The organism is Cryobacterium levicorallinum (assembly GCF_004402405.1).
Lineage (GTDB): Bacteria > Actinomycetota > Actinomycetes > Actinomycetales > Microbacteriaceae > Cryobacterium > Cryobacterium levicorallinum.
In genome coordinates this window covers 170,937-196,706 of record NZ_SOFE01000001.1, presented here as the reverse complement: position 1 = coordinate 196,706, position 25,770 = coordinate 170,937, and the positions used below count along the sequence as shown (strand labels likewise).

The following is a 25,770-nucleotide window of genomic DNA, read 5'->3' as shown; positions in this document are numbered from 1 at the left end:
CCGGCTCGCTCGAATTGGCCAAGCGGGAGCAGAATGGAACATGCCCAATCACCTCGCCGACGCCATCAGCCCCTACCTCCGCAGTCACGCTGACAACCCGGTGGAGTGGTTCGGCTGGGGCGAGCAGGCCTTCGCCGAAGCGCTCGAGCGGGACGTGCCGGTGCTTGTCTCGATCGGCTATTCCACCTGCCATTGGTGTCATGTCATGGCCAGGGAGAGCTTCAGCGACCCGGCCATCGCGGAGTACCTCAACGCCCACTTCGTGAGCATCAAGGTCGACCGTGAGGAGCACCCCGACGTCGACGCGAGCTACCTGGCCGCGGCAAGCGCGTTTATCGACGGGCTCGGCTGGCCGCTCAACGTGTTCGTCACGCCCGACGGGCGGGCCTTTCATGCCGGAACCTACTTTCCGCCGGTCGGGCAGCCGGGGCATCCGTCATTTCGCGACGTACTGACCGCGGTGACGGATGCGTGGCTCACGCGCCGCGCGGACCTGACTGCGGGCGCGGCTCGGGTCGCAGAGATGCTCGCCGAGTCGGCGCGTGACCTGGCCGCGGGAGTCGGCTCCGCGTCCGGCGGCGGGCCCGGCGCCGGACCCGATGCCGACCGGCTCGACCAGGCGGTGGCCGAACTGGTCGCCTACGAGGACGCTTCGTTCGGCGGCTTCGGCGGCGCGCCGAAGTTTCCGGTGGCGCCGGCACTCTCCTTTCTGCTCGGGCACGGTGGGATCGACGACCCAGGCCCCGAGCTCGCCGTGCGCACGCTCAAACTCATGGGAGCGTCACCCCTGCGGGACCCGATCGAGGGCGGCTTCTTTCGGTACGCCGTCAATCGCGATTGGAGCGATCCGCACTACGAACGCATGCTCTACGACAACGCTCAACTGCTCGGCCTCTACACCCGCGCCTGGATGCTCACCGAAGCGCCGTGGGCACGCCACGTCGCCGAGGGAATCGCACGCTTTCTCTGCGACGTGATGCAGCTGCCGAGCGGCGGTTTCGCGAGTGCCCAGGATTCGGAGAGCACAGTCGACGGCCAGCGCGTCGAGGGCGGCTACTACGCCCTCGAAGCGAGCGACCGCCTCCGGCAGACCCCGCCAGCCCGCGACGAGAAGGTGCTCACCGGCTGGAACGGCCTCGCCATCCAAGCACTGGCCCGAGCCGGCTTCGCCTTCGACCAGCCCGACCTGATCGCCGCCGCCCGCCGCGCGGCCGACTATCTGCGCGTGCGCCACGAGCGCGCTGATGGCACGCTGGTACGGGCCTCCGTCAGCGGATCTGCCTCCGGCGAACGTTCCTCGGATGCGAAGGCCACGTTGGAGGACTACGGCATGTACTCACGGGGACTCCTTGAACTTGCTCTCGTCACCGGTGACGTCACATACGCCACCCGGGCTCGTCACCTGCTCGACAGAACGCTATCGGACACCACCGACGCTGCTGATTGGGCCGGTGCAGTGACCGACCCCGGTGTCAGCACGACGGCATCGAGCCCCGCTTTTCGCCCGCCGCACGGCTCGGATACCGTACTCACCGCGCAGGGCCTGGTCAGCGCCATTGACCCGGCGGAGGGCGCCTACCCCTCCGGACTATCCGCCACGGTCGACGCGGCCGTACTACTCCACCAGCTCACCGGCGACGACCGCTACCGCCGAGCCGCGACGGCTGGACTCAGCCTGGTCGCCACCCTCGCTCCGCAGCGTCCGCTCGCCTTCGGCGCCGCGCTGCGCCTCTTCGACGAGCTCAACGCCCCGATCCAGCAGCTCGTCATCGTCTCGCCAGACGAGCCAGACGAGCCAGACGGAGTCCGCGCCGACCCCACCAACCCCACCAACCCTGACGCCACCGCCCACGGCGCCACCGGCCTCAACCCCACCCTGCTCGACCTCGCCCGGCGCCATCCGGCTGGCGTAGTCGTCGCCGTGACCGAATCGCAGGCCTGCGCCTTCGACGACGCGGGATTCGACCTCTTTGCCGCGCGAACAGCGCAGACCGGCCAGCCCACCGCGTACCTCTGCCGCGACTTCGTCTGCCAACTGCCAGTCACCGACCCGGCTCAACTGCCGCCGATCGACGCCACCGCCGCGCTTCTGGCCAAAATTGCCGCTGAACAGCAACAATTGGGCGGGCCACACAAGCACTAACATCGGGATACCGCCTACGCCCCACGTTCAGGACCAGCCGAAAGGATCCCTCATGGTTCCCGAAATCAACATCTGGGCTGTGCTCCTGGCCACCGCATCGAGCATGGTCGTCGGCTTGATCTGGTACACCCGCGCGGTCTTCGGCCGGTACTGGATGAAAGCCGTCGGACACACCCAGGAAAGCATGAAGGGCAGCGGCACCGGCGCTATTATCATCACGGTCATCGTCAGCTTCGTCACCGCCTCCGTGCTGGCCGGCGCCGCGGCGATCGCCCAGCACTTCTACGGCGGCAACTTTCTGTTCAACACCCTGCTCACCGGGCTCATCCTCTGGGTCGGATTCACCGCAGCCCGCATGGTCACCCACGACGCCTTCGACCGCCGCCCGGCCGGCCTCACCGTGCTCAACCTGGCCCACGAACTCGTGACCATTCTGCTCATGGCCTTGATTATCGGCCTGTTCGGCATCTCCGCCCTCTAACGTGCACCGACTGTGCGAAACGGATGCCGCAGCATTCGTTTTTGAGGCCCGCCCGCCGTTGCGCGGGTGCAGCAAACTACCGGCATCAGGGACGTACACTGAGGAGAACGCCCCTGCGTGTCACCGGCCGCTGGTCGCTCATCGAGAATCTCGGCGGCACCATGTTTCCTGCGAATCAGCTGTTCGAGACACAGGCAGAGCAGCGTTCATGCCGGCTTTTTCGGCCGCACTCCCCGGGACAGGCTCGAATTGCCCCGTGTTTGAGTGCTCCACTTTTTCAAGGAGGACCATGGCGACACTCGATATTCCAGACGCACAACCGGATGCGCGCACGGAATCCCCAAAAGTCGGTTACCCCGATTCCTCCGGCGGTGACATTTTTGATACCGACGCTTTTCGCCCCGACTCCGTCGGCTACGACTCGAACGAACCCGAACCGCCAACGAACACCGGCTTGATCCCGACTCTTTCCCTGAGTAACGAGCCCGAATTGGTGTTGATCACACCGGATGCCCGCACCCGCCGCTTCAACCGGGATGACGTAGTCGTGCGCAAGGGCGAGATCGCGTTGATCAATGGCCACTACACGCCACACGAGTCCATGGTCAAAGACCTCGTCGCCGTCTACGACGCCCTCACCCGCGGTGGAATCGACTTTCTGCTCGTGCGCGGCGACCACAACCGTCCGGTCATCGCTGTTGACCGCAAGCGTCGCAAGGAAATCACCCAGGTGCTTAGCGAGGCGTTCGCCAATGAGCCCTTCTACGCCAAGCCGCAGGGCGGCAACGTGAACCAGCAATTTCTCCTCGCCGACGGCGCTCTTACGGTGTTACGCAAGTCGTCGGTTTTTCGGGTCTACCGCCCGCGGATCGAACCGATTGGACGCCTGCGCTACGGGGCTCAGACCGCGTTTCAGCTCGAATTGTGGCGTTTCGGTGAAGACGAAATCATCGCGCCGGTCGAGAACGCACTCATGCGCACCCGGCTGCCGCGCTCCGAGGCCCGCGAAACGACGATCGACCTGTACGGGCGCACCTGGCTGACCCTGCAGAACATGTTCGACGACCTGGCGAGTGACGTCACATTTGACATCGATCTCGTATTCAGCTGGGTCGACGGCTCGAGCGACGAGTTTCAGCGGGAACGTGCCAAGCGCATGCAGGCCTATGTCGTTGGCGAGGGCGACGATTCGGATGCCCGTTTTCGCCAGATCGACGAGCTCAAGTACGCCCTCCGCAGTGTTTACATGTTCGCCCCGTGGATTCGTCGCATTTTCATCGCGACCGATTCTCCGGCACCGGAGTGGCTCGCTGAGCATCCGCGCGTGACGATCATGCGCAGCGAAGATTTCTTCGTCGACACGAGCGTGCTGCCCATCCACAATTCGCACGCCGTGGAAAGCCAGCTGCAGCACATTCCGGGGCTTGCGGAGCACTTTCTGTATTCGAACGATGACATGTTCTTCGGCCGTCCGGTCGGGCCCGAGCTGTTCTTCTCGCCGGGCGGCGTGACCAAGTTTGTGGAAGCAGCCACTCGAATCGGTCTAGGCGAGAACGACCCGACGCGCAGCGGGTTTGAGAACGCCGCACGGGTAAACCGTGCCCTGCTTCGTGGCCGCTTCGGCAAAGTCACTACCCGCCACCTTGAGCACACGCCGGCGCCTATGCGCAAAAGCGTGCTGCTTGAGTTGGAGCGGGAGTTTCCCGAGGACTTCAGCCGCACGGCAGCCAGCCGGTTCCGCTCGGCGACCGACATCTCGGTCACCAATTCGCTGTATCACTACTACGCATTGATGACCGGCCGTGCGGTTGCGCAGACCCAGGTGCGCTCGCTCTACGTCGAGACGACCCTGCGCATCGCCCTGCGGCAGATGAACCATTTGCGCAAGCACCGCGATCAGGACATGTTCTGTCTCAATGATGGGAGCCACCCGGAAATCACGCCCGATGTGCGCCGGGACGCGGTAACTGCGTTTCTGAACCTGTACTTTCCGATCGTGGCACCGTGGGAGCGGACCAGCCTAGCCGCTAGCGCAGAACCGGAATCGGCCGTGTCATTGGCGGCTCACGCAGTGCAGGCAGAGTTTCCGACGGCGTAATCTCGACGCCGGAAGCGTGCAGACGACGCGCGCTTTCGGCGGCATCCACGTAGTCGAGCGTTGGGTAGTGGCCGAGCGGAACAACTGAGTGCAAAACCGTGCCGGGGTAGACGTGCACCAGGTTGAACGCTCGGGCGCCATCGCGCCCGAGGGTTCCGCCGATGGGAACGTTGAGGTCTTGCGTGTAGCAGGTTGCCGACGCTACCGACACGGGGATGCCGGCGAACATGGCCATCGATGAATAGTGCAGGTGGCCGGCAATGATGCTGCGCACATCGGTGCCGCGCAGCACGTCGGCCAGACGGTCCTGGTCGCGCAGCTCGACGGCGGTGGCCAGGTCGAGCACGCTCGGAATGGGCGGGTGATGCATCGCCAGAATCGTGCCGTCGGGGGCCGGTACGCGCAGCTCTTCAGCGAGCCACTGCAGCTGTTGGTCGGTCACTGTTCCGTAGTGGTGACCGGGCACCGAGGTGTCGAGGGTGATCAGGCGCAGGCCGTTGAGGTCGTAGGACCGGTCGATCGGCGCGTCGCTGGCCACCTCACCGAACAGTTCGATGCGAAAAGCCGAGCGATTGTCGTGGTTGCCCATGACCCAGACGATTCGGGCGCCGAGACGCTCAGCGACCGGCTCCACGATCTGACGCAGCAGCTGGTAGGCGCCGGGCTCACCCTTGTCGGCGAGATCACCGGTGACGACGATGGCCTCTGGCTGGGCTCCGGAGGCCTCGACCTCGGCAAACAGCTCGGCCAGGTGGGCTTCAACGTTGACGCTGCCATAGAGTTTCGAGCCCCCCGCCAGCAGGTGGGTGTCGCTCAGGTGTAACAGGAAATGATCCGGCCGGGGGTATTCAGCCGTTCGAAAGCTCACGGAGCGTCCATTCGTTTGTCGCGGACGCGCTTTGCCGGCGCGCTTTCACGATGTTTGGACCTATTCGATCAGATGTACTTGAACAACCGGTGTACGCCACACCTTAATCCTGCATCGGTCGGGGTAAATGGGCAAGTGCCGTCATTGAATCGTGCTCAGGATCCGTACCCGAGGCTGGCCGCATGGCTCGATACGTACGCATTGAGGAATTTGGTGGCCCAGCGTTCTGACCATCGTGCACGACGAGCAGCCGCGCCGGTTGTGGCTGCCGCCCTCGACTGCAACGGCGCTGCGACCATCGATGCGGCACTCGAGCTGGGCGTTCCCGGCGGTCGGATCAACACGATCGCCGCGCGTGGCCACCGGGCTGGCGCCGGCATCACCGAGGTGGGCGGTCAGGCCGCGGATATTGATGACCTCCGTGCCCTCTCCGCGCTGATCGGGAGCGGGGAGATCGTGCTGCCGATCGACCGGGTGTTTCCGCTCGAGCAGGTGCAGGGCGCCTACCGTCACCTGATGGCCGGGCACCTGCGCGGCAAGGTCGTGCTCGCGACCCGGTAGGCGAGTCCCGGGTGCTCGGGGCCGCGGTCCGGCCGTTCCTGGCCGGGAAAGGGGCTCGCCGGCGCGGCGCGCTGGCTGGTCTGCGATTTGTTCCGGAGACGTGGCCGTTCCAGGCCGACCCGCTCGGGCTTCCAGCCGGTTGTGGCATGCTTGACCGTGCGCACCAGATTCAAACCGAACGCTCCGCTACAGGGGGCGTATGGCTACCTCGCCGGAGCCGCGCTGATCGCGCTCGTATTCGTCGGTCTCTACCTATTTTTCGTGCGGGGCCATGCCGGCCAGGAGGCCGACCAGCTCGCCTATAACGGCGCCGAATTCGGCCGCCGCAGCATCACCCCGTTCACCGGTCGGGTGCTCGACTCTGTGCCCGATGTGGCCGTGGTGTTCGGCGTCGTGCTGACCGCGATCATCGCGCTCGTGCGCCGCAACTGGCGCACCCTGCTCGTCGCCCTGGTGGCGGCCGGGGCAGCGACGGCGACCGCGCAGCTGCTCAAGTACGGCATCCTGGCCCGCCCCGATCTGGCCGTCGAGGGCTACGCCGGAAACTCTTTCCCGTCGGGGCATACGACGGTGGCGGCGGCATCCGCTCTCGTGGTGTTTCTGGTGGCGAGCCCGCGCACCCGGCCAATAGTCGCCGGCTGGGGCACCGCCTTCGCCGTGCTGGCCGGGGTCGCAACGCTCGCCAACCAGTGGCATCGGCCCAGTGACGTGATTGCCGGGCTGCTCTGGGTTGCCTTCTGGGGCTGCCTGGCCGGTGCCGTGCTGGCCTGGCCGCGGGCCGGGGCGCTGCCCCGCGCCGCCGGCGACGGCTCCAGCTCACGGTGGCCCGCCTTCATCGGCCTGCGCCGATCCACCATTCGCGTTATTCGCTGGCTGTCGGTCGGCTTCGGTGCTGTCTCCGTGCTGGCCTTTGTCGCTACCCTCGTGGTGAACAGCAGCCTGTTCGACAGCGTCGGAACGCTGGGCACCGTCGTCGCCTATTTCGGTGGCGTCGCGGCCATCGTTACCGCAGGCCTGCTGCTTGCGCTCAGCGGAACGCGGCTGTTCGCCCGCCTTCCGTAGATTTCGCTCGCTGCCCGTTCACAACCAGCTTGACGCAGAGGGTGTTCCGACAATCTCCGCAGTTATGCACGGCAGCTGGGAATTCTGTGGCCTGGCGCCCCCGAAAAGCTGTGGCGGGCCGATTTTTCGGCGCACTAGGGCTGTACGGAACAGAAGTCGCGTGCAACACTGATTTATGGCCGTCACGCTGAGAGCGCTCCAGACCGTAGTACCCCCGACGATTCTGATCCAAGAGCAGGTGCGCGATATCTTCGCCGCCCAGCCCGGACTTAGCCGACTAGCTCAACGGCTGGTCAGCACCAGTTTCAACGTGTCGGGTATCGAGACGCGACATACCGTGATCGCCGAGCTGACCCTCGACAACGATTCGACCGAACCGCAGTTCTTCGACGCGCACAAACAGCTGCTGCTCATGCCGAGCACCCGGGTGCGCAACGAGCTCTACATTGAAGAGGCCACCAAACTGTTCGTCGAGGCCGGCCGCCGGGCGCTCGCCGCCTGCCCCGACATTCGTCCCGAAGACATAACGCACGTTGTCACCGTTTCCTGCACCGGATTCTACGCGCCCGGCCCCGACTATATGCTCGTGCGGGAGCTTGGCCTGAACGCCAGCACGCAGCGCTATCACCTGGGATTCATGGGCTGCTACGCAGCGATGCCGGCCCTCCGCATCGCGAAGCAGTTCGTTGAGGCCGACCCGAACGCGGTCGTGCTGGTGGTCAGCGCCGAACTCTGCTCGCTGCACCTGCGTACCTCGAGCGATCCAGATACCATCGTTGCCTCCTCGCTATTCTCCGACGGCGCGGCCGCCGGCATCGTCAGCGCGCGGGCCCCGCTCGCGGGCGAGAAGGCCTTGGGCCTCGACCTGTTCGAAACGGTGATCACGCCGGTCGGCGAGGGCGACATGGCCTGGAAAATCGGCGACGAGGGCTTCGAGATGATTCTGAGCACCTACGTTCCGCACATCATCGACGAGCACATCGAGGGCGCGCTCGCCCCACTGTTCGCCCGCGATGTGTCGATCACCGGGCAGCTCGCAGCCACTGCTTCCCTCGAAGCGGATGCCGTCGGCTCGACTCTGGGCGCGGCAGTGCTCACCCTCGCGCCCCCCGCCTCGCTCAGTTCGGTGATCGAGCATTGGGCGATCCACCCCGGCGGCCGCAGCATTCTCGACAAGACCGAGGCGAAGCTCGAGCTGCGCCCCGACCAGCTGCTGCCTTCGCGCCAGACGCTGCGCACCAACGGCAATATGAGCAGCGCGACCATTTTGTTCGTGATGAAGGCTATTCTGGACGGTCCGGCCACGGCCGACGGCGAGCGGGTCTGCGCCATGGCGTTCGGCCCCGGACTCACCGTGGAGTCCGGCCTGATGACCGTGACCGAGGGCTGAATGGTCCTTCCCTCCCTGCGCGTGCGCGCCCACGACGCGGTGGAGATCATGGATTCCCCGCTCTGTGACCCGACCATGCTCACCCGCACCTATCAGGATTTTCGGGTGGTCAATGCGGTCGTCTCGGGCTGGTGGGGGATCTATCGCCGCAGCATCCGCCCCGCCCTGTCAACCACGACCGAACTGACGCTGCTCGATGTCGGATCGGGCGGCGGCGATGTGTCGCGGGCGCTGGCCGGCTGGGCGGTGCGTGACGGCCTGCGGCTGAGGGTGACCGGCATCGACCCGGATGCCCGCGCGCACGTGTTCGCGACGTCGCAGCCGAAGATTGCCGGGCTGACTTTTCGGCGGGCGCTGAGCTCGGATCTTGTCGCGGAGGGCGAGCACTATGACTTCGTGGTCTCCAACCATGTGCTGCACCACCTGAGCGTCGACGAGCTCAAGGGGCTGCTCGTGGACTCCGAATCGCTCGCACGGCGTCGGGTGCTGCACGCCGATCTCGAACGCTCGAACTTCGCCTACCTCGGGTTCGCGGCGGCTACCTGGCCGTTCTTTCGACACTCCTATATTCGGCCGGACGGGCTCACCTCGATTCAACGCAGCTACACCGCCGTCGAGCTGCGGGCCGCGGTTCCGGTCGGATGGACCGTTTCGCGCGGCAGGCCATCGCGGCTCGTGCTGGGCTGGGATGCGGCCTGATGCGTGACGTTGTCATCGTGGGTGGCGGGCCGGTCGGTACGATGCTCGCCTGCGTATTCGCAGTCGGCGGGCTCGATGTTGAGGTGGTCGAGCAGCGCGAGCTGCCGTCGCTGCGCTCGCGGGCGATCGGCATCCACCCGCCGTCGCTGCGCGCCCTCGCCTCTATCGGTGTCGCCGACGCCCTGCTCGACCGGGCGGTACGCATTCACCAGGGGGAGGTACGCTGCGACGGCCGCAGGCTCGGGCAGCTGTCGTTCGAGCGGGCAGCGCCGGAATATCCATTCGTGGTCGCGGTGCCGCAATACGAGACGGAGGCCCTGTTGCGCGCCCGGTTCGACCAGCTCAGGCCGGGGCAGTATCGCAGCGGTGTGACGGTCACCGGAGTGCACGATCGCGGCGATGCCGTCGTGCTCTCGACCGACGCCGGCCCAATCGAGGCGCGCTATGTGATTGGCGCGGACGGCGCCCGCAGCCAGGTGCGGGCGGCGGCCGGCATCACCTGGCGGCAGCTCGGCCGCAGCGAAACCTATCTCATGGGCGACTTCGCCGACCCTGATCCGGGCGACACCGGTGCGGTGCTCTATTTCGAGCGCGGCGGCGTGGTGGAGTCCTTTCCACTGCCCGGCGGCCGGCGCCGTTGGGTGGCGATGACCGATTTTCTCGCCACGGAAGCCGACAGCGCCGACCTGGCCGCGCTCGTCCGTCATCGAACCGACGTCAGGGTGGCCGAACCGCTCGGGGCAGCGAGCGCCTTCGGAGTGCAGCAGCGGCTTGCAGGGCGCATGCAGGCGGGCCGCATCGTGCTGGTCGGCGATGCAGCGCATCAGATTAGTCCGATCGGCGGGCAGGGCATGAACCTGGGCTGGCTCGACGCCGTTGCGCTCGCGCCGGCTCTGCAGCGGGCGCTGCTCGAGCCGGCGGTGGCGGCATCCGTTCTGGGTGGTTATGACCGGTCCCGCCGGAGTGCCGCTCACCGCGCGGCCGTGCAGGCCGGATTCAACATGAATATGGGTCGGCCGGCCCGTGGCCTGCGGCTCGGTGCCCGCAACGCCCTCGTGCGTTCGCTCACCCTGCCGCCGGCCAACGAACTCGTCGCCCGCGCGTTCACGATGCGCTGGCTGTGACCTGACGGGTAGGTCGCCGGTCTAATGCACGACATGCCGGCTCCGCTCAGCGGGGCGCAGATTCACCGGCCTGACGTTCGGGCGTGGGCCGCAGATCGAGTTGAATAGACGGGTGACTTCTGTAACTCTCGTTCCCCGCCTCCGCACCGACCTCGCTGCCGCCCACTTCTCGGTTCCCGGCCTGACCGGATTATGGGGCATTGAAGCGGATGCTGCCCTCCGCCGCAACCAGCGGGTTCCGGCCCAGCGGGCGCTCGCCACGCTCGCCGCGAAGCTCGGCCGGAACGAGCCCGCCGCGACCCTCGCCCGGCTGTTCCTGCTCGGCGACGCGGTGCCGCGAGCCGACCTCGACGCCGCGCTTCCGACGCTCGGGGCGGTCGGCGCCGCGGAGCTCGGGCTCGTGGCGGCGGACGGTTCGGCCGACGTATGCCCGCTCGTCGACCTGCGCCCGTACAGCTTCATCGACGCGCACGGCGCCGGCAGCTGGTGGATCGTGAGCGATCTGGGGGAGCTGGCGCTCGGGCATCCGCTGGGCGAAACGCACGTTCTCGGCATCGGCGGAGCCTCGCGCACCCTCAGCGGACTCATGATGCCGACGGCGGTGGAGCGGGCGCTCGACATCGGAACCGGCTGCGGAATCCAGGCCATGCACGCCTCGCGGCACGCCGAGCAGGTCGTCGCGACCGACATTTCGGTGCGGGCGCTCGAGCTTGCGGCGCTGAACGTCGAGCTCAACGAGATCGACAATATCGAGTTTCGCTTTGGCAGCCTGTTCGAGCCGGTGGTGGGGGAGCGGTTCGATCACATTATCTCGAACCCGCCGTTCGTGATCACGCCGCGCGCCGAGGGTGTGCCGAGCTACGAGTATCGGGACGGCGGAATGGTCGGCGACGCCCTGGTCGAGGCCGTCGTGCGCGGGGCCGCCGACCATCTCACCCCCGGCGGCGTCGTGCAGCTGCTCGGCAACTGGGAATACCACGATGAAACGGATGCCTTCGAACGACTCGAGCGCTGGCTCACGCCGGGTGCCCTCGACGCGTGGATCATTGAGCGCGAGGTGCAGACGCCGGGCGAGTACGCCGAGACTTGGATCCGCGACGGCGGCACCCGACCCGGCCCCGACTTCGACCGGCTGTACAACGCCTGGCTGAACGACTTCGAAGCGCGCGGCGTGCGCCGCGTCGGGTTTGGATACCTGCTGTTGCGCCTGCCCGCCGGCGATGCACCCACCGCTGGCGGTGAGGCGCCCATCTCCGCCCCGACGCTGCGTCGCCTCGAGCGCCTGCCCGATGCCCTGGGCCACAACCCGGCCGGGCTCGGCGCGCACCTCGCCGAGTGTCTCGCCGCGCACGACTGGCAGGCTCAAACGGATGATGCGCGCCTGTTGCGCACGAACCTCACCGTGGCCTCCGACGTCACCGAAGAGCGCCACTACTGGCCCGGCCAGTCGGATCCGACGCTCATGACCCTGCACCAGGGCAGCGGATTCGGCCGCTCGGTGCCGCTCGACACGGCCCTGGCCGGATTGGTCGGTGCCTGCGACGGCGACCTCGGGGTCGGTGCCATCATCGGCGCGCTCGCCCAGCTGCTCGACGCCGACGAGCCAGCGCTTGCCGCCGAACTGCTGCCCAAGGTGCGCGCCCTGCTCGTCGACGGCTTCCTGACGTAGCTAGTTCTTGGGGATCGCGCGGCGCAGAGCCAGGAAGCCGCCGAATCCGGCGACCGCTGCGGGCAGAAGCAGCCAGGCGAAGATGCCGCCGATTCCCTGGGCGCCGAACCAGATAGCAACTGCCGGCCAGCTGCTCGTGAAGGTGATGATCGTGACCGCGCCGACGATGGCCAAGGCCAGCGAGCTCCAGAACACGAGCATGCCGGGCATGCGCCAGCGCATATAGATGGTCGCGATCGACGCCCCAATGAAGAACACGAGCAGCTGCATCACGAAGAACGAGAAAAGGTCAACCCAGAACCCGTCGCTGCCGAGCCAGAGCGCGTTGAACATATAGGTGTCGATGAACCACTCCTCGGTCAGCTGTTCGAGCTGGGTCAGCAGGGCGAACGCGAGGGCGTTGGCGGCCGAGATCAGTACGAACAGCAGCGCTGTTCCGAGGTAGAAGTCCCGGCGGGTGACGCCGAAACCGAGCACGAGCGGAAATCCGAAGGAGATGGCCTGCCTGTTCCGGGGTGATGCCGAGCTTGGCGGCTTCACTCAGCAGGGGGCCGACGAAGTTGGCCCGAAACTGTTCGGTGCGGGCGACGACCAGTCGTTGCCGAGCTCCGGTTGCTACAAACATTCCTATTCCTCGCCTCTTGCAGAGAATGCCGTCTTCGACCAGACAGTTGACGCCCTTGTCAGCTCTCGCCGGCTTGATGCGGTGAAAGGCCGCGAATTCGTTGGTCGACGGAACGGATATTTCTTCCTCAAGGACGCCATCAACGATGTCGTTCTCGATCTGCTCCGCGATCTGCACGAAGATCGGTTTGCCCGCTTCGATCAAGGACTGTCTGCTTTCAGTGGATGCTGCTGCCCGATTCCCAGTCCCCGCCGGTTCACTGGTTAGTTGGTCATGTGACTAACTAGTTGCCTTCAGGGGAAAATGTCAACCGGCGCGGTCTGCGGTGAGAGGGCACTAACCTGACGCCATGACTCCCGCACCCGCGCTCCCGGCCGCCTTCAACCTCGGCGGGCACACCGCACTCATCACCGGAGCGGGCAGCGCCACCGGTATCGGCTTCGCCGCAGCACGGATGCTGGGTGAACTCGGTTGCCGGGTGATCCTCACCGGCACGACGGCGCGGGTGCACGACCGGGCGCGCGAACTGACGGCACACGGACTCGATGCGAGCGGAATCGTCTGTTCCCTCGACTCGGTCGACGGTGCCGAGGGACTGCGGGTGGCGCTCGCCGCGACCGGGAGCGAGCCGACGATTCTCGTGAACAACGCGGGCATGGTCGCGGTCGGCGACGCCGAGATGGGCCACGGAGATATCCTGACCAGTCCGGCCGAGTGGGAACACGGCCTCGCCATCAACCTGTCCACAGCATTTCATGCCACTCGCACGGTGATCCGGTTCATGCGCGCGGCCGGATGGGGTCGTATCGTGATGGTGTCGAGCGTGAGCGGGTCGATCATGGCCTGCCGCAATGATGTCGCCTACGCCGCAGCGAAGGCCGGGCTGGTCGGGCTGGTGCGGGCGCTCGCAGTGGACGAGGCCGAAGTGGGCATCACGGCGAACGCCGTCGCGCCCGGCTGGATCTCGACCGGCTCCCAGCTCACGAGCGAGGCTCTGGAGGGTGCGCTGGTTCCGGCCGGCCGAAGCGGCACGCCGGGGGAGGTCGCCTCCGTCATCGCGTTTCTTGCCTCGCCAGGAGCCGCCTACGTCACCGGGCAGGTGATCGTCGTCGACGGCGGTAACTCCGTGGCCGAGGAGCGACGGTAACCAGTCGCCCTCGAGAAGAAAATGTCAAGCGGCACGGTCTGCGGTAGTTTGGTCTCATGACTGGCGCCGTACTGAAGCTCTGCGGGCGCGCGCCCGGGATCCGCCGTTCTAAAGCAGACCGATCGTGAAGCGGCGCACTTTTCTGCTCGGCACGGCGTCGGGTTTTTCCGTGTTGGCTCTCGCCGCGTGCGTGTCCCCGGCGCCGGTTCCGACGGCATCCCCGGCGCCAACCACGCTCACGCCCTCACTGGTTCCTCAGCCGCTCGCCGTCTCCCGCACCAACTGGTCGACCGACCCCTTCTCGCGCGGATCCTTCAGCTACGCCGCCGTTGGGGCCACCCCGGAACACCGCGTTGCGCTCGGTCAGGCCGTCGATGCCCGGGTTTTTTTCGCCGGTGAAGCCACAGCAGTGGACGCGCCCGGCACGGTGCAGGGCGCCCGCGCGTCCGGCCTGCTTGCGGCCGGACGGGTGCAGGATGTCGCGGCTCCCGGCGAACGCATCACCATCGTCGGCGCCGGGATTGCCGGCATCACAGCGGCCCGCCAACTCGTCAATGCCGGCTACGACGTCGTCGTGGTCGAGGCGCGCGACCGTATCGGTGGGCGCATCGACACCGTCAGCAGCGACTGGCCCTTTCCGATCGAACGTGGGCCCTCCTTTGTGCACCGCACTTCTGACAATTTTCTCGACGATGAACTCACCACGCTCGGGGTCAGCCTGCTGCCGTTCGTGCGCACCCCGGAGGTGCGCACCCGGGCCGGGGCCGTCGTCGAGGTGTCGACGCTGGGCGCCGAGGCTGTCGCCGGTGCCCTCGACTGGGCAGCCGATCAGCAGCAGGATGTCTCGGTTGAACGTGCCCTGATCGATTCGGGTGAAGCGAAACTTTCGAGCACGCCCAACGCCGACGGCCTGTCGGATTCCGACTGGCTCGAGTACGAGATCGCCACGAAACTCAAGGTTGAAACCGGGGCAACGCCGAGTCAGCAGTCCGCCTGGTACACCACCGACATGGGCAGCGCCGACGACGACCAGATCGTGATCGGCGGCTATTCCACTCTGCTGAAAAGTGACGCCGACGGTCTGGAGCTATTGCTATCGAGCGTGGTCAACCGGGTCGCCCACGACGACGGTGGCGTGAGTCTGCGTCTCGGCACCGGCGAGTCGCTCTCGGCCGACCGGGTCATTCTCACAGTGCCGCTTGGCGTGTTGCAGACTGCCGCGATCGAATTTTCGCCGGCGCTGCCCTTCGCGCATCGCGGTGCCATTGCTGCCCTGGGAATGGGGGTACTCGACAAGGTCTGGCTGCGCTTCGACGAGCCGTTCTGGGACACCGAGGCCCGGCTATGGACCATCGTCGGCGAAGACGCCGATTTTCCGGTCTGGGTGAACATGATGCCGCTCACCGGGGAGCCCATTCTCATGGGGGTCGTGGCCGCCGAGAACGCCACTCGGCTGTCCGAGCTCGATGACGACGAGTTTCTCTCCGCGGCGCTCACCGCGCTCGAGCCGTTCCTGGCCGTTCCCGACGCGGCAGTTTCTGACGAATAGGCGCGCGGCTCAGAGGGACGAACCCCACGGCGGCAGCAGGTGGCGCGGCATCCGCTTCAATCGGGTGATCCAGGTGAGCAACGCTGCGATTCCGGTGATGATCGCCACGATGATCAGACAGTAGAACACGGTCTCACCGGGGCCGCTGACCTGCCGGGCGTCGAGGAAGAAGTAGGGATACCAGCCGACGATCGGCCCGCGAATGAGCGTGAACAACAGCCAGAACACCGGAAACACGATGGCCCAGCCGAGATATTTCCACGGCAGGCGAGCCTTGAACGGGTCGACCATCCAGTCGATCAGGGCGCAGGCCGGAATGACGAAGTGCAGCAGTTGGCTCGACCACGGCACCTCGATTGAGTAATTGGCGCTGGAGGACTGCCAGACGATGATTCCGTAGACCACTCCGGAGACCAGAATGTAGGTCGTTACCATGGCGCGCAGCATGTCGACCCAGACCGGGTCGGTCGGTCGCCGCAGAGCCACGATGGCTGCAGTGACGATCACGGCGACCGCTGCGATGGCGCTTTGCACGGTGAAATAGCTGAAGAAATTCGCGATGGCAAAGGTTGCGACACCGAGTGTGTAGTAGAAATAGCCGCTCAGAGCGAATATTCCGGCTGCGGCCAGGCCGAGGCGCGCCAGAGCGAACGCTGTGCGCGTCGTCATTGGCGTCCCCCGGCGGGGCTTTCGCGCGCGGTCATAATGCAACGCTACGCCAGCGTTAAGGGCGTTTTGACCCTAGTCGGTGATCTGAAAGTCGCTTGCGCCGGTCGCGGCGATGTCGCTCACGTCGAGCGCCGTCACGACGGCATATCGCGGGCCGGTTTCGAGCCAGCGCAGCATGCGCGAAACGGATGCCTCCCGACCCTCGATCTCGAGTTCCACCGTTCCGTCCGGGCGGTTGCGGCAATATCCGACGAGTCCCAGATGCCGGGCCTGGGCAGTAGCGTGGTAACGAAATCCGACGCCCTGAACCTCGCCGTGGGCCAGCACTCGTTTACGTATCACGGGACTATTCTGCTCCGCACAGCTAGTCGCCCACCCGCAGGCTCAGCCACAGCATGAGTGTGTCGTCGGCGTTGTCGAGGTCGATGCCGAACAGTTCCTGCACCCGCCGCAGTCGGTAGCGCAGCGTGTTCTGGTGCACCGACAGCAAGGTGGCCGTTCTGGCCGAGTCTCGCCCGCAGTCGAGGTAGCTGCGCAGGGTTGCGGCATACTCGGTGCCGGAGCGGGCATCGAGGTTGAGCACCGCCTGCGCCTGTGCCGAAAAGAGCCGCGGGGTATCCCGAAGAACCTGCCCGAGTTCGAGCAGACTCAATCGGCTGCCGACGTTCCGCGCGCTGACGACCTGGCCGGTATCGGCTGAATGGTCCGTCAACAGGAGGACCAAATCCGCGTCCCGCCGCGACCGGCTGATCGTGTCGACACCGGTCACCCGCGACCCAACGGATGCCCGCAGCACGATCCGCATCGCTCCCGTAGCCCGGGTCACCAATCGAGCTGCCATTGCCTCGATGCCGATCAGCTGCGTGTCGTCGAGCTGACCGCCGAAAAAAAGGGCATAGACCGTGGTGCCGATGGCCACACACTCCGTGCCGCTCTGGTGCGCTTCGCAGGCCATCGCCACCAGATCAACCAGCCGGTTCAGGCGCAGCTCGTCGCCCGCGGGGCCGAACTGCGGTTGAAAGGCCAGAGCCACGAACGGGCCGGCCAAGTCGAGGTCGAGCTGAGCGGCGACGAGTCGGGCATCCGCATCGCCGTCGAGCAGCCGACGCAGGAGCACAGCGCGTTGCGCCCGAGCCAGGTCGGCCGCGCTGCGGGCGCGCAGAATATGCAGCGCCGCGATGGCTGCGGCGCGTTCAAGCTCGGTGGCAGCAGCATCGTCGAGCGAGCCGGTGACGTCGACGACCCAGATCGACCCAAGGGGCTCGGCGCCGGCCCGCACGGCGACCGCCAGTCGGGCCAGCCCCACCGGCACGGCGGGTTCGCCGGGCAGGCTCGGTGTCATCGCTCCGGGTAGCCGAACCGCGCCGGATGCCCGAAACAGTGCGGCGTAGGCCTCTGCGTTATCGGGTAGGTCGGGCACCTGACGGCCCAGAATGCCGTCGCGCCTGGTGTCATCGATCGGCTGGTCTGGCAGCGTGGAATACGCGAGGACCCGAGTCTGCAGATCTTCGATCGCGGTCGCGCCGCCGACCATCGCGGCGATCGCATTTGCCAGCGCGAACAGGTCACCGACCGGCAATCCCAGGGTAGTCATTCGTTCACCATACCCATCCGCTTTGTGCTGCACGACCATGACTATGCTCTTTCTTGGTGCTGCCCGCTAAAGATCGGAGGCTGCGACCCGACCACACTAGGCAGATGTCCCCGCACCGGCCCCTCGCCGCACTCACGGACCAGGCCCAGCAGGCGGCCCGGGTCGCCGCCGAATCGGCCGGGGTACGGGTGAGTGACGAGGCCAGCCTGGCTGGCTTTCTCGAGGTCGAGCAGCTGTTCAATACGGTCTGGCTGCTGCCGCCCGGCGAGAGCGCCATCCCCTCCGAACTCTTGCGCAGCATTAGCCACGCCGGCTGCAACGTCACGGCGGCCCGCGACCAGACCGGCCGCCTCGTGGGCGCCGCTGCGGCCATCGTTAGTCCGAAGTCCGCGTCGATGTACTCCCTTATTGCCGGGGTTCTGCCCGGAATCAGCGACCGCGGCGTCGGTTTCGCCCTGAAGCAGCACCAGCGGGCCTGGGGCCTGGCGCGCGACCTGACCGAAATGACCTGGACCTTCGACCCTCTGGTCAGCCGCAACGCGCGCTTCAACCTCACCAAACTCGGCGCCTCGGCGGGCGAGTACGCCGTCGACTTTTACGGCCCGATGCAGGGCGAGATGAACGCGAACGACGAGAGTGACCGACTGGTCGCGGTCTGGCCGCTCACGAGCGCGCAATCGACTGCCTGCAGCGAGAACCGCCAGGCCCCGATCGACGGCCCCTCCTACGGCCCGAGCGATGTGCTCGGAGTAGGACCCGACGGCGACCCCGTGCTCGTAATGGCAGCCGGCGCCCTGTGGTGCCGGGTTCCGACCGACATTGTGGCGTTGCGCGGGCAAAACCCGCAGCTCGCGGCCGAGTGGCGGCGCAGCATCCGTTCTATTTTTACCGACGTATTCGCTTCGGGGCATATAGCCCGTGGGGTCAGCCGTGACGGCTGGTACCGACTCGCACCAGGAGGAACAGCATGAAAATCGAGACCATCGAGCTACGCCGTGTACACCTGCCGCTGGTGCGGCCGTTCCGTACCTCGTTCGGCACGTCGACCGAGCGTGAAGTGACGCTGGTACGTGTCATCACAGCGGATGCCGAGGGCTGGGCCGAGTGCGCCGCCGACGCCCACCCCCTCTACAGCTCCGAATTTCTGGACGCGAGCGACCTGGTCATTCGCGACCACCTTGTGCCCCGGCTGCAGGCGCTCGGCAACCGGCTCACAGCCGAATTGGTTGCCACGGCGCTTGAACCGGTCAAGGGGCACATGATGAGCAAGGCCGTCCTCGAAACGGCCATTCTCGACGCGCAGCTCAAGACCACCGGGGTGTCCTTCGGCGGCTACCTCGGCGCCGTGCGGGACACCGTTCCGGCCGGCGTCTCTGTCGGCATCATGGACTCAATCCCCGAGCTGCTTGACGCGGTCGCCGGCTACCTCGCCGAAGGCTACCTACGCATCAAACTCAAAATCGAACCGGGTTGGGACCTCGCCCCGGTGCGCGCGGTGCGCGAACGCTTCGGGCCAGACATTCTGCTGCAGGTCGACGCGAACACCGCGTACACCCTCGCCGATGCCCGCCACCTCGCCCTGCTCGACCCCTTCGACCTGCTGCTGATGGAACAGCCGATGAAGGAGGACGACATGCTCGGCCACGCCAATCTGGCCAAGCTCATCTCCACGCCGATCTGCCTCGACGAGTCGATCGAATCGGCCAGAGACGCCGCAACGGCGATCACCCTCGGTGCCTGCAGCATTATCAACGTCAAGCCCGCCCGAGTCGGCGGCTACCTTGAAGCTCGGCGCATCCACGATGTCGCAGCGGCACACGGCGTGCCGGTCTGGTGTGGCGGCATGCTCGAAACCGGCGTCGGTCGGGCCGCGAACGTGGCCCTCGCCGCGCTGCCGAACTTCGTGCTGCCGGGGGATACCTCGGCCTCTAACCGCTACTTCGCGCAGGATCTCACCGCACCGTTCGAGCTCGAAAACGGGCACCTGCGGGTGCCCACCGGGCCCGGCATCGGCGTTGAGGTATTGCCCGAGGTGCTGGCCAGCGTCACCGCCAGCACCGACAGCATCCGTTTCTAGCCTTACCCAACAACAGGAGACCGTCATGACCCTGCACGTGAAGCTCGAAACTCGCTCGCACCGCCGGCTGACCTGGCCGGTGCTCGGCCTGGCCCTGAGCCTGGCCCTGAGCGGATGCTCCGCCACCGTCGACAGTACCGAACCCGCCGCCGTGACCGGCGACGTCGACCCGGCCGCCGCGGCCGCCCTGCCCGAATCGATCAAATCGGCCGGAATCATCAGGGCGGCCTCTGACATTCCCTACCCACCGATGGAAATGTACGACGTCGAGCAGAACATCACCGGTTTCGACCATGACCTCGCGGCCGCCCTCGGAGTGAAGCTCGGCGTGCGGTTCGAACTGCAGAAGCAGTCCTTCGCGACCGCGATTCCGTCGCTGCAGGCCGGCAAGAACGACGTGATCATGTCGGGCATGAACGACACCAAGGAACGGCAGGGCACCCTCGACTTTGTCGACTACTTCCACGCCGGATTCTCGATTCTCGTGCTCGCCGGCAACCCCGAGAACATCACCGGGGTGCTCGATCTGTGCGGCAAGGAGGTCGCAGTGCCCAAGGCCACCGTGCAGGCGGATATTCTGCGCGGCTACGACGAAGAGTGCACCGCGGCCGGCCCCGGCCCGGTGATCATCTCCGAATTGCCCGGCGAGACTGAGGTGCAAACCGCAGTGCGGTCCGGCCGGGCCGTTGCCGAGGTCGTCGACTCCGCCGTCGCCGCCTACACCGCGCAAACCGCCGGTGACGGTGAGATGTTCGAGGTCGTCACCGACGAGGCCAACCCGAACGGGTACAGCCCGGTCTACAGCGGAATCGGCATTCTCAAGGAGAACAGCGAACTCAGCGAGGCCATCCGTCTCGCCCTGGTCGCGACCATCGCCGACGGCACCTACGCCGAGATTCTGGCCAAGTACGACCTCACCAACTACGGGCTCGACGAGGCCGGCTTCAACCTCGGGTCGTGACCTGATGCCGAACCCACGCGCCGTGGCCACCCGCGAAAGAGACTCTCGCGATCCGGACCCGCTCAACCCGCGAGCCCCAGTGGCGCGCGACCCTGACGACATCGACGCGGTGCCACTGCGGCATCCGTGGCGTTGGGTCATCGCGGTGCTGCTCCTGCTCGCGTTCGCCGGAGTCGCCGTGTCGCTGTGGCAGAACGACAATGTGAACCATCCGACCATCAACGAGTTCATCTTCGACCGGCGCATTCTCGACGGCGTCGTACTCACGCTCGTGCTCACCGTCGTGTCGATGGTCGTGTCGACGGTGCTCGCCGTGCTGCTGGCCGTCATGCGGCTCTCCAACAACCCGGTGATGAACGCGCTGTCCTGGCTGTACGTCTGGGCTTTTCGCGGCACGCCGCTGTTGATTCAGATCGTATTCTGGGGCTACCTCGGGCTGCTCTATGCGCAGATCACGCTCGGAATTCCGTTCACCGACTTCAGCCTGTTCTCGGTCGATACGAACACGCTGATTCCAGCCTTTGTCGCGGGGCTCCTCGCGCTCACCCTTAACCAGGCCGCGTACTCGGCCGAAATCGTGCGTGCCGGAATGCTCTCGGTCGACGAAGGCCAGTACGAGGCCGCCTACTCGGTCGGTATGAGCCCCACCTTCACCCTGTTCAAGGTTGTGCTGCCACAGGCGATGCGGGTGATTATTCCGCCGATGGGCAACGAGACCATCTCGATGCTCAAGAACACCTCGCTGCTCTCGGTGATCGCGGTACTCGAGGTGTACACGGTCGCCACCCAGATCTCCTCGCAGAACCTGCGCCAGGTCGAACTGCTCGTGGTCGTCAGCTGCTGGTATCTGTTTCTCACCTCGGTGCTGTCAATTCCGCAGTACTACCTGGAACGCCACTACGGCCGCGGCAACGCCCGCACGCTGCCGCCGACCCCACTCGGACGGGTCTGGGCGGTCCTGCGCCCAACGCCCCGCCCGACCACACCGAGAGCGGATGCCCCATGACCGATACGCGCGTCACAACAGCCGTACCGACGGCATCCGTTTCTGCACCCTTGTTGAGCGCGCGCAAGGTTCGCAAGAGTTTCGGTGGTGTCGAGGTACTCAAGGGCATCTCGCTCGAGGTCGCGGCCGGGCAGGTGATGTGCCTGCTCGGGCCATCCGGCTCCGGCAAGAGCACGTTTCTGCGCTGCATCAACCATCTCGAGCGCATCGACGGCGGCCGCATCTCCGTCGACGGCGAACTCATCGGCTATGCGGCCAGACACGGCCGCATCTTCGAGATGAACCGGCGCGAGGTCGCCAAGCAGCGCGGCGGCATCGGCATGGTGTTCCAACGATTCAACCTGTTCCCGCACATGACCGCCCTCGAGAACATCACGGCGGCGCCGATCGGGGTGCGCGGGCTGGCCAAGCCGGCCGCCCTGGCTCGCGGCCGGGAGCTGCTCGACCGGGTCGGACTCGCCGACCTGGCGCAGTCGTACCCCGCGCAACTCTCAGGCGGGCAGCAGCAGCGCGTCGCGATCGCCCGCGCCCTGGCCATGGATCCGAAGCTGTTGCTGTTCGATGAGCCGACGAGCGCGCTCGACCCGGAGCTGGTCGGTGATGTGCTCGATGTGATGCGGGCGCTCGCCGCCGATGGCATGACGATGGTCGTGGTCACCCACGAGATCGGCTTCGCCCGCGGTGCCGCCGACGAGGTCGTGTTCATGGACGGCGGGGTCGTCGTGGAGAGCGGGCCGCCAGCGAGCGTGCTCGACCATCCGCAGAATCCGCGCACCAAGGCATTCCTCGACAGCGTCATGTAGCTCGGTGGACGCGCACGCTTGACCGGGGCCTACTCTGTAAGCAACGAAACCCTGGAGGAACAATGACCGTGTTGACCGCCGATTTGTACGACGAACGTGGCGACGAGCTGCAATCCGTACCCCTGCAGTTTCAGACGATCGGCGGGCGGGCCCGGTTCAGCGGCCCGATTCGCACGGTCACCTGCTTCGAGGACAATGCGCTGCTCAAGTCGATCCTGTCCACGCCGGGCGACGGCGCCGTGCTCGTCATCGACGGGGGTGGTTCGCTGGGCTCAGCGCTCATGGGCGACATGATCGCCGACCTCGCCGTGGCGAACGGCTGGTCTGGCGCGATCATTAACGGCGCCGTGCGCGACCGGGTCGCCATCGGAGCCCTCGACCTCGGAGTCAAGGCCCTCGGCAGCAACCCGCGCAAGAGTTCCAAGACCGGTTCGGGGGTAGCGGATGCCGTCGTCGAGATCGCCGGCGTCGTCTTCACCCCCGGGCGCACGGTGTACTGCGACGAGGACGGCATTCTGGTCGAGCGCTGACCCCTTAAACGCGTGAAGCGCTGAGCGAATTCGCTCAGCGCTTCACGGAAAAAAGGGAATTACTGCAGAACGTCGTCGATGCTCACGACGACGAAGTTGGCGTCGAGGTCGACGTCCCGGTCGTCGCCGTTGTCGAGGGTGACCTCAACCTCGTAGAGGTGGTCCCAGTCGTCATCGCGGTCGAAGTCGGTGACGCGACCGCTGCCGATCGCGGCGAGGGCTGCGGCCTCCGCGCTGGCACGGTCGCTGGCGGCCTGGTCGGCGGAGCCGGTGTCGGCCGTGGCACTCGGAGTGGCGATTGCGGAAGCGCTCGGGGCGGCGCTCGACGAGGATGAGTTGCTGTCGTCGGTGTCGTAATCGCCGACCCAAACCACGTCGAAGGCGTCGTTGAGCTCAACGTCGACGGTCGTGCCGTCGTCCAGACGCACCTCGAGGTCGTAGGCGCTTCCGCCGTCGTCGTTGCGGTCGGCGTTCGTCACGGTGCCGGGGCCGACCTCGGCCAGGGCGGCGTTGCTGGCGCGGTCGAGGGTCTCACCGGTAAGGGGGCCGTCGTTGTCGTTGTCGCTCACGGCGAGGGCAATGCCAGCGCCGCCGAGGATCAGAACCACGCCAGCGGCGGTGGCGATGAGAATATTCTTCTTGTTCATGGTGCAGTGCCTTACGTCGGTGCCCCCAGAAGCCGGAGACCGAACGGCCGTGCCCAAGTTGCTAGGTTCAGCATAAGCGAAGCAATGTACACCCCCTAATGTGAGAGAGCAAGCCATAACCTATTCACTGGTCGCCAGTCAGGAGGCCCAATTCCCTGGCTGAAGCTGCCCGCCCGGCGGCAATAGAAACCGCTCGGCGGCCCGGCGAGGGGCCGCCGAGCGGCGCAAAACGGTGAGCGGTTACGCGGCGGGCGTGCTCGGGGTGTCGGTCGGGGCGACGGGTGCGGTGCCGTCGGTCGGCGGGGTGACGCTGGTGCCGACATCCGCTCCCCGGGGGCCGCCGTGACCGCCGCCCATGCCGGGACCACCGATGCCGGGATCACCCATACCGCCGTCGATGCCATGGCCCGCCGAGGCTGTGGTGATCGACGTCGCATCGAGGCTCGTGTCATCGTCATTGACCGTTCCGGTGGCGCGAATTTCGGTGCCATCTTCGAGGTCGGCCGCAAGCCCGTCGCCGTACTCGGTGTCGTCGGTGACGTTGATCGTGCGCACGAACCCGTCGTTGTCGGTGATCGTGATGGTGTCGCCCGACACGGTCAGCACGGTGCCCGAGATGCTCGGACCGGAAGCGTCGAGGCCGGCCCTTCCGGTGGACGACCCCGGGCCGCCGTCAGAGTCGGAGCCGCCGTGTCCGGGGCCATCGGAAATGCGGGAATTGTTCGACGCAAGTTCGGCGTTCGAACCGGAATTCGCGGCAATGCCGAAGCCTATTCCGGCGCCACCGAGGATGATGACCGCGGCGGCGACTCCGCCGATAGCGACCGGCTTGCGGTACCAGGCGCGGGGCTTCGGCGCGGCGGGATCGAAGGGTGCGCTCGGAGTGGCGTAGCCGGTTGAGGCTGCCGCGAACGGAACCGTCGCGTTCGCGTCGACCGGCGTTCCAATTAGGGGAACAGTCGCGTTGGAGTCAAAGGGCAGGGTCTGCTGCGCGTCGTACGGCAGGTCCGACTGCGCGTCGAAGGCCTCGGTCGCGGCGGTATCGGTACTGGACTGGGCAGTGTCTGTCTTCTTAGTGTCTGTCGTGTCCGCGCTGGTGTCCAAGGCGTCGGGCGTGGTGCGGGGCTCGACGGTGTCGTCGGCACCGTCGGCGGGATCGGTGGGCTGGGAATCGTTGGTGCGGGTCATGCTGTCTCCTGACGAAGTGAAGTGAGTGGGGGATCTGTTTTTAGCTTCTGGCGCGAATCTGAAGACGAACTGAATCCCGCCCGACGCCGCCAAACGGTCAGCCGGCGCATAGCAAACGCTCAGCTTGGCCCCGCACTGTTAAACCGTGCCCACCGAACCTGCCCGCGTCCTCGTCATCGAAGATGAAGACGTGCTGCGCACCGCGATCGGCCAAGCCCTCACTCAGGCCGGGTTCGTGGTCGATACCGCGCCGGACGGCACGAATTTCGCCGAACGCATCGCCCGCTTTCGACCGGATGCCGCGGTGCTCGACATTATGCTGCCCGGTGAAAACGGCCTGCACCTGGCCCAGCGGCTACGGGAAGCCGGCAACACCCCGGTGTTGTTCGTGACCGCCCGCGACGCGGTCGATGACCGGCTCGCCGCCTTTGAGGCCGGTGCCGACGACTACATCATGAAACCGTTCGTGCTGGCCGAGCTGGTTGCCCGCGTCACCGCCGTGCTCCGCCGCACCGGCCGCCTGGTCTCACCGACCATGCAGGTCGCCGACCTCGTCGTCGATGAGGAGGCCGCCACAGCCACCCGGGCCGGTCAGCTGATCGACCTCACCGCGACCGAACGCCGCCTGCTCACCTACCTCGTGCACAACCGCGGCCGCACCATCTCCAAAACCCAGATCCTCACCCAGGTCTGGGGCTACGACGACTACGACCCCAACCTGGTCGAGGCGTACGTGAGTACCCTGCGCCGCAAACTCGACGCCAACGGTCCGCGCCTCATCCACACCGTGCGCGGAATCGGCTACCGCCTCACGGGCTGACCGGCTCGTCTCGGCCAGCGGATGCCGCTTGCTCGCCGCATCCGTTTATCTCCCGCTCC

General features: G+C 66.4%; 25 protein-coding genes and 1 pseudogene. 18 read left to right on the top strand and 8 right to left on the bottom strand.

Going from position 1 to position 25,770, the window contains the following annotated elements:
- Window positions 1-40 precede the first annotated feature (40 nt).
- The 3 genes from E3O11_RS00935 (at window position 41) to E3O11_RS00925 (ending at window position 4,722) form a co-directional block, all read left to right on the top strand.
- Window positions 41-2,143, top strand: a complete 2,103-nt coding sequence (locus E3O11_RS00935) for a thioredoxin domain-containing protein (protein ID WP_092448897.1) — start codon at window positions 41-43, stop codon at window positions 2,141-2,143.
- A gap of 52 nt (window positions 2,144-2,195) precedes the next feature.
- Complete coding sequence (locus E3O11_RS00930; protein ID WP_092448896.1) at window positions 2,196-2,624, top strand: DUF1761 domain-containing protein; 429 nt, start codon at window positions 2,196-2,198, stop codon at window positions 2,622-2,624.
- A gap of 289 nt (window positions 2,625-2,913) precedes the next feature.
- Window positions 2,914-4,722: a stealth family protein gene (locus E3O11_RS00925; RefSeq protein ID WP_092448895.1), complete on the top strand. Its 1,809-nt coding sequence runs from the start codon at window positions 2,914-2,916 to the stop codon at window positions 4,720-4,722.
- Here the strand turns inward: E3O11_RS00925 and E3O11_RS00920 are convergent.
- Entirely contained in the window at window positions 4,652-5,590 is a 939-nt protein-coding gene (locus E3O11_RS00920) for a phosphodiesterase (protein WP_092448894.1), read from the bottom strand. The two genes, E3O11_RS00925 and E3O11_RS00920, sit on opposite strands and share 71 nt — an antisense overlap.
- A gap of 213 nt (window positions 5,591-5,803) precedes the next feature.
- On the opposite strand from E3O11_RS00920, the gene E3O11_RS17400 reads away from it, so the two are divergent.
- From E3O11_RS17400 to E3O11_RS00890, 6 genes are all read left to right on the top strand, one after another.
- Window positions 5,804-6,151 carry a zinc-binding dehydrogenase gene (locus E3O11_RS17400; RefSeq protein WP_166787448.1) on the top strand — a complete coding sequence of 116 codons (348 nt, stop codon included), beginning with the start codon at window positions 5,804-5,806 and terminating at the stop codon, window positions 6,149-6,151.
- Between the two features lie 156 nt (window positions 6,152-6,307).
- Window positions 6,308-7,213, top strand: coding sequence for a phosphatase PAP2 family protein (locus E3O11_RS00910; protein WP_166787447.1), 906 nt, complete (start codon window positions 6,308-6,310; stop codon window positions 7,211-7,213).
- Window positions 7,214-7,388: 175 nt separating this feature from the next.
- Complete coding sequence (locus E3O11_RS00905; RefSeq protein WP_092448892.1) at window positions 7,389-8,603, top strand: type III polyketide synthase; 1,215 nt, start codon at window positions 7,389-7,391, stop codon at window positions 8,601-8,603.
- Complete coding sequence (locus tag E3O11_RS00900) at window positions 8,604-9,302, top strand: class I SAM-dependent methyltransferase (RefSeq protein ID WP_092448891.1); 699 nt, start codon at window positions 8,604-8,606, stop codon at window positions 9,300-9,302.
- Window positions 9,302-10,426: an FAD-dependent oxidoreductase gene (locus E3O11_RS00895; protein WP_158251703.1), complete on the top strand. Its 1,125-nt coding sequence runs from the start codon at window positions 9,302-9,304 to the stop codon at window positions 10,424-10,426. Before E3O11_RS00900 ends, E3O11_RS00895 begins: the two co-directional genes overlap by 1 nt.
- Window positions 10,427-10,538: 112 nt before the next feature.
- Window positions 10,539-12,095, top strand: coding sequence for a DUF7059 domain-containing protein (locus E3O11_RS00890; RefSeq protein WP_092448889.1), 1,557 nt, complete (start codon window positions 10,539-10,541; stop codon window positions 12,093-12,095).
- Here the strand turns inward: E3O11_RS00890 and E3O11_RS00885 are convergent, their stop codons facing one another.
- Both E3O11_RS00885 and E3O11_RS17970 read right to left on the bottom strand, forming a co-directional pair.
- Window positions 12,096-12,572: a hypothetical protein gene (locus tag E3O11_RS00885; RefSeq protein ID WP_166787446.1), complete on the bottom strand. Its 477-nt coding sequence runs from the start codon at window positions 12,570-12,572 to the stop codon at window positions 12,096-12,098.
- 1 nt (window position 12,573) lies between these two features.
- A pseudogene (locus tag E3O11_RS17970) lies at window positions 12,574-12,924 on the bottom strand (GntR family transcriptional regulator); the annotation flags it as partial.
- 145 nt (window positions 12,925-13,069) lie between these two features.
- Here E3O11_RS17970 and E3O11_RS00875 point away from each other — a divergent pair.
- Both E3O11_RS00875 and E3O11_RS00870 read left to right on the top strand, forming a co-directional pair.
- On the top strand, window positions 13,070-13,867 hold the full coding sequence (locus tag E3O11_RS00875; RefSeq protein ID WP_092448887.1) for an SDR family NAD(P)-dependent oxidoreductase: 798 nt from the start codon (window positions 13,070-13,072) through the stop codon (window positions 13,865-13,867).
- Window positions 13,868-13,991: 124 nt separating this feature from the next.
- Complete coding sequence (locus E3O11_RS00870; protein WP_092448886.1) at window positions 13,992-15,416, top strand: flavin monoamine oxidase family protein; 1,425 nt, start codon at window positions 13,992-13,994, stop codon at window positions 15,414-15,416.
- 9 nt (window positions 15,417-15,425) lie between these two features.
- Here the strand turns inward: E3O11_RS00870 and E3O11_RS00865 are convergent, their stop codons facing one another.
- The 3 genes from E3O11_RS00865 to E3O11_RS00855 form a co-directional block, all read right to left on the bottom strand.
- The gene (locus tag E3O11_RS00865) at window positions 15,426-16,085 is read right to left on the bottom strand and encodes a Pr6Pr family membrane protein (RefSeq protein WP_092448885.1); all 660 of its coding nucleotides are present in this window, start codon (window positions 16,083-16,085) and stop codon (window positions 15,426-15,428) included.
- A 72-nt stretch (window positions 16,086-16,157) separates the two neighbouring features.
- A complete protein-coding gene (locus tag E3O11_RS00860; RefSeq protein ID WP_092448884.1) occupies window positions 16,158-16,427 on the bottom strand; it encodes an acylphosphatase in 270 nt (89 codons plus the stop codon).
- A gap of 22 nt (window positions 16,428-16,449) precedes the next feature.
- Window positions 16,450-17,679: a PucR family transcriptional regulator gene (locus E3O11_RS00855; RefSeq protein WP_134479293.1), complete on the bottom strand. Its 1,230-nt coding sequence runs from the start codon at window positions 17,677-17,679 to the stop codon at window positions 16,450-16,452.
- Window positions 17,680-17,783: 104 nt separating this feature from the next.
- Between E3O11_RS00855 and E3O11_RS00850 the strand changes: the two genes are divergently transcribed.
- The 6 genes from E3O11_RS00850 (at window position 17,784) to rraA (ending at window position 23,056) form a co-directional block, all read left to right on the top strand.
- Complete coding sequence (locus tag E3O11_RS00850) at window positions 17,784-18,650, top strand: hypothetical protein (RefSeq protein ID WP_092448882.1); 867 nt, start codon at window positions 17,784-17,786, stop codon at window positions 18,648-18,650.
- A complete protein-coding gene (gene menC, locus E3O11_RS00845; RefSeq protein ID WP_092448881.1) occupies window positions 18,647-19,756 on the top strand; it encodes an o-succinylbenzoate synthase in 1,110 nt (369 codons plus the stop codon). Before E3O11_RS00850 ends, menC begins: the two co-directional genes overlap by 4 nt.
- Before the next feature lie 25 nt (window positions 19,757-19,781).
- Window positions 19,782-20,717: an ABC transporter substrate-binding protein gene (locus E3O11_RS00840; RefSeq protein WP_092448880.1), complete on the top strand. Its 936-nt coding sequence runs from the start codon at window positions 19,782-19,784 to the stop codon at window positions 20,715-20,717.
- A gap of 4 nt (window positions 20,718-20,721) precedes the next feature.
- Window positions 20,722-21,723 (top strand): amino acid ABC transporter permease, encoded by a 1,002-nt coding sequence (locus E3O11_RS00835; protein WP_092448879.1) that lies wholly within the window; start codon window positions 20,722-20,724, stop codon window positions 21,721-21,723.
- On the top strand, window positions 21,720-22,526 hold the full coding sequence (locus E3O11_RS00830) for an amino acid ABC transporter ATP-binding protein (protein ID WP_092448878.1): 807 nt from the start codon (window positions 21,720-21,722) through the stop codon (window positions 22,524-22,526). The genes E3O11_RS00835 and E3O11_RS00830 overlap by 4 nt, the downstream gene beginning before the upstream one ends.
- A 62-nt stretch (window positions 22,527-22,588) precedes the next feature.
- The gene (gene rraA, locus E3O11_RS00825) at window positions 22,589-23,056 is read left to right on the top strand and encodes a ribonuclease E activity regulator RraA (RefSeq protein ID WP_092448877.1); all 468 of its coding nucleotides are present in this window, start codon (window positions 22,589-22,591) and stop codon (window positions 23,054-23,056) included.
- Between the two features lie 59 nt (window positions 23,057-23,115).
- Here the strand turns inward: rraA and E3O11_RS00820 are convergent, their stop codons facing one another.
- Together E3O11_RS00820 and E3O11_RS00815 are read right to left on the bottom strand one after the other, a co-directional pair.
- Complete coding sequence (locus E3O11_RS00820) at window positions 23,116-23,703, bottom strand: PepSY domain-containing protein (RefSeq protein ID WP_092448876.1); 588 nt, start codon at window positions 23,701-23,703, stop codon at window positions 23,116-23,118.
- A gap of 240 nt (window positions 23,704-23,943) precedes the next feature.
- Window positions 23,944-24,891 carry a hypothetical protein gene (locus E3O11_RS00815; RefSeq protein ID WP_092448875.1) on the bottom strand — a complete coding sequence of 316 codons (948 nt, stop codon included), beginning with the start codon at window positions 24,889-24,891 and terminating at the stop codon, window positions 23,944-23,946.
- 145 nt (window positions 24,892-25,036) lie between these two features.
- Here E3O11_RS00815 and E3O11_RS00810 point away from each other — a divergent pair, with 145 nt between their 5' ends.
- Window positions 25,037-25,711 (top strand): response regulator transcription factor, encoded by a 675-nt coding sequence (locus E3O11_RS00810; RefSeq protein WP_092448874.1) that lies wholly within the window; start codon window positions 25,037-25,039, stop codon window positions 25,709-25,711.
- Window positions 25,712-25,770: the final 59 nt, after the last annotated feature.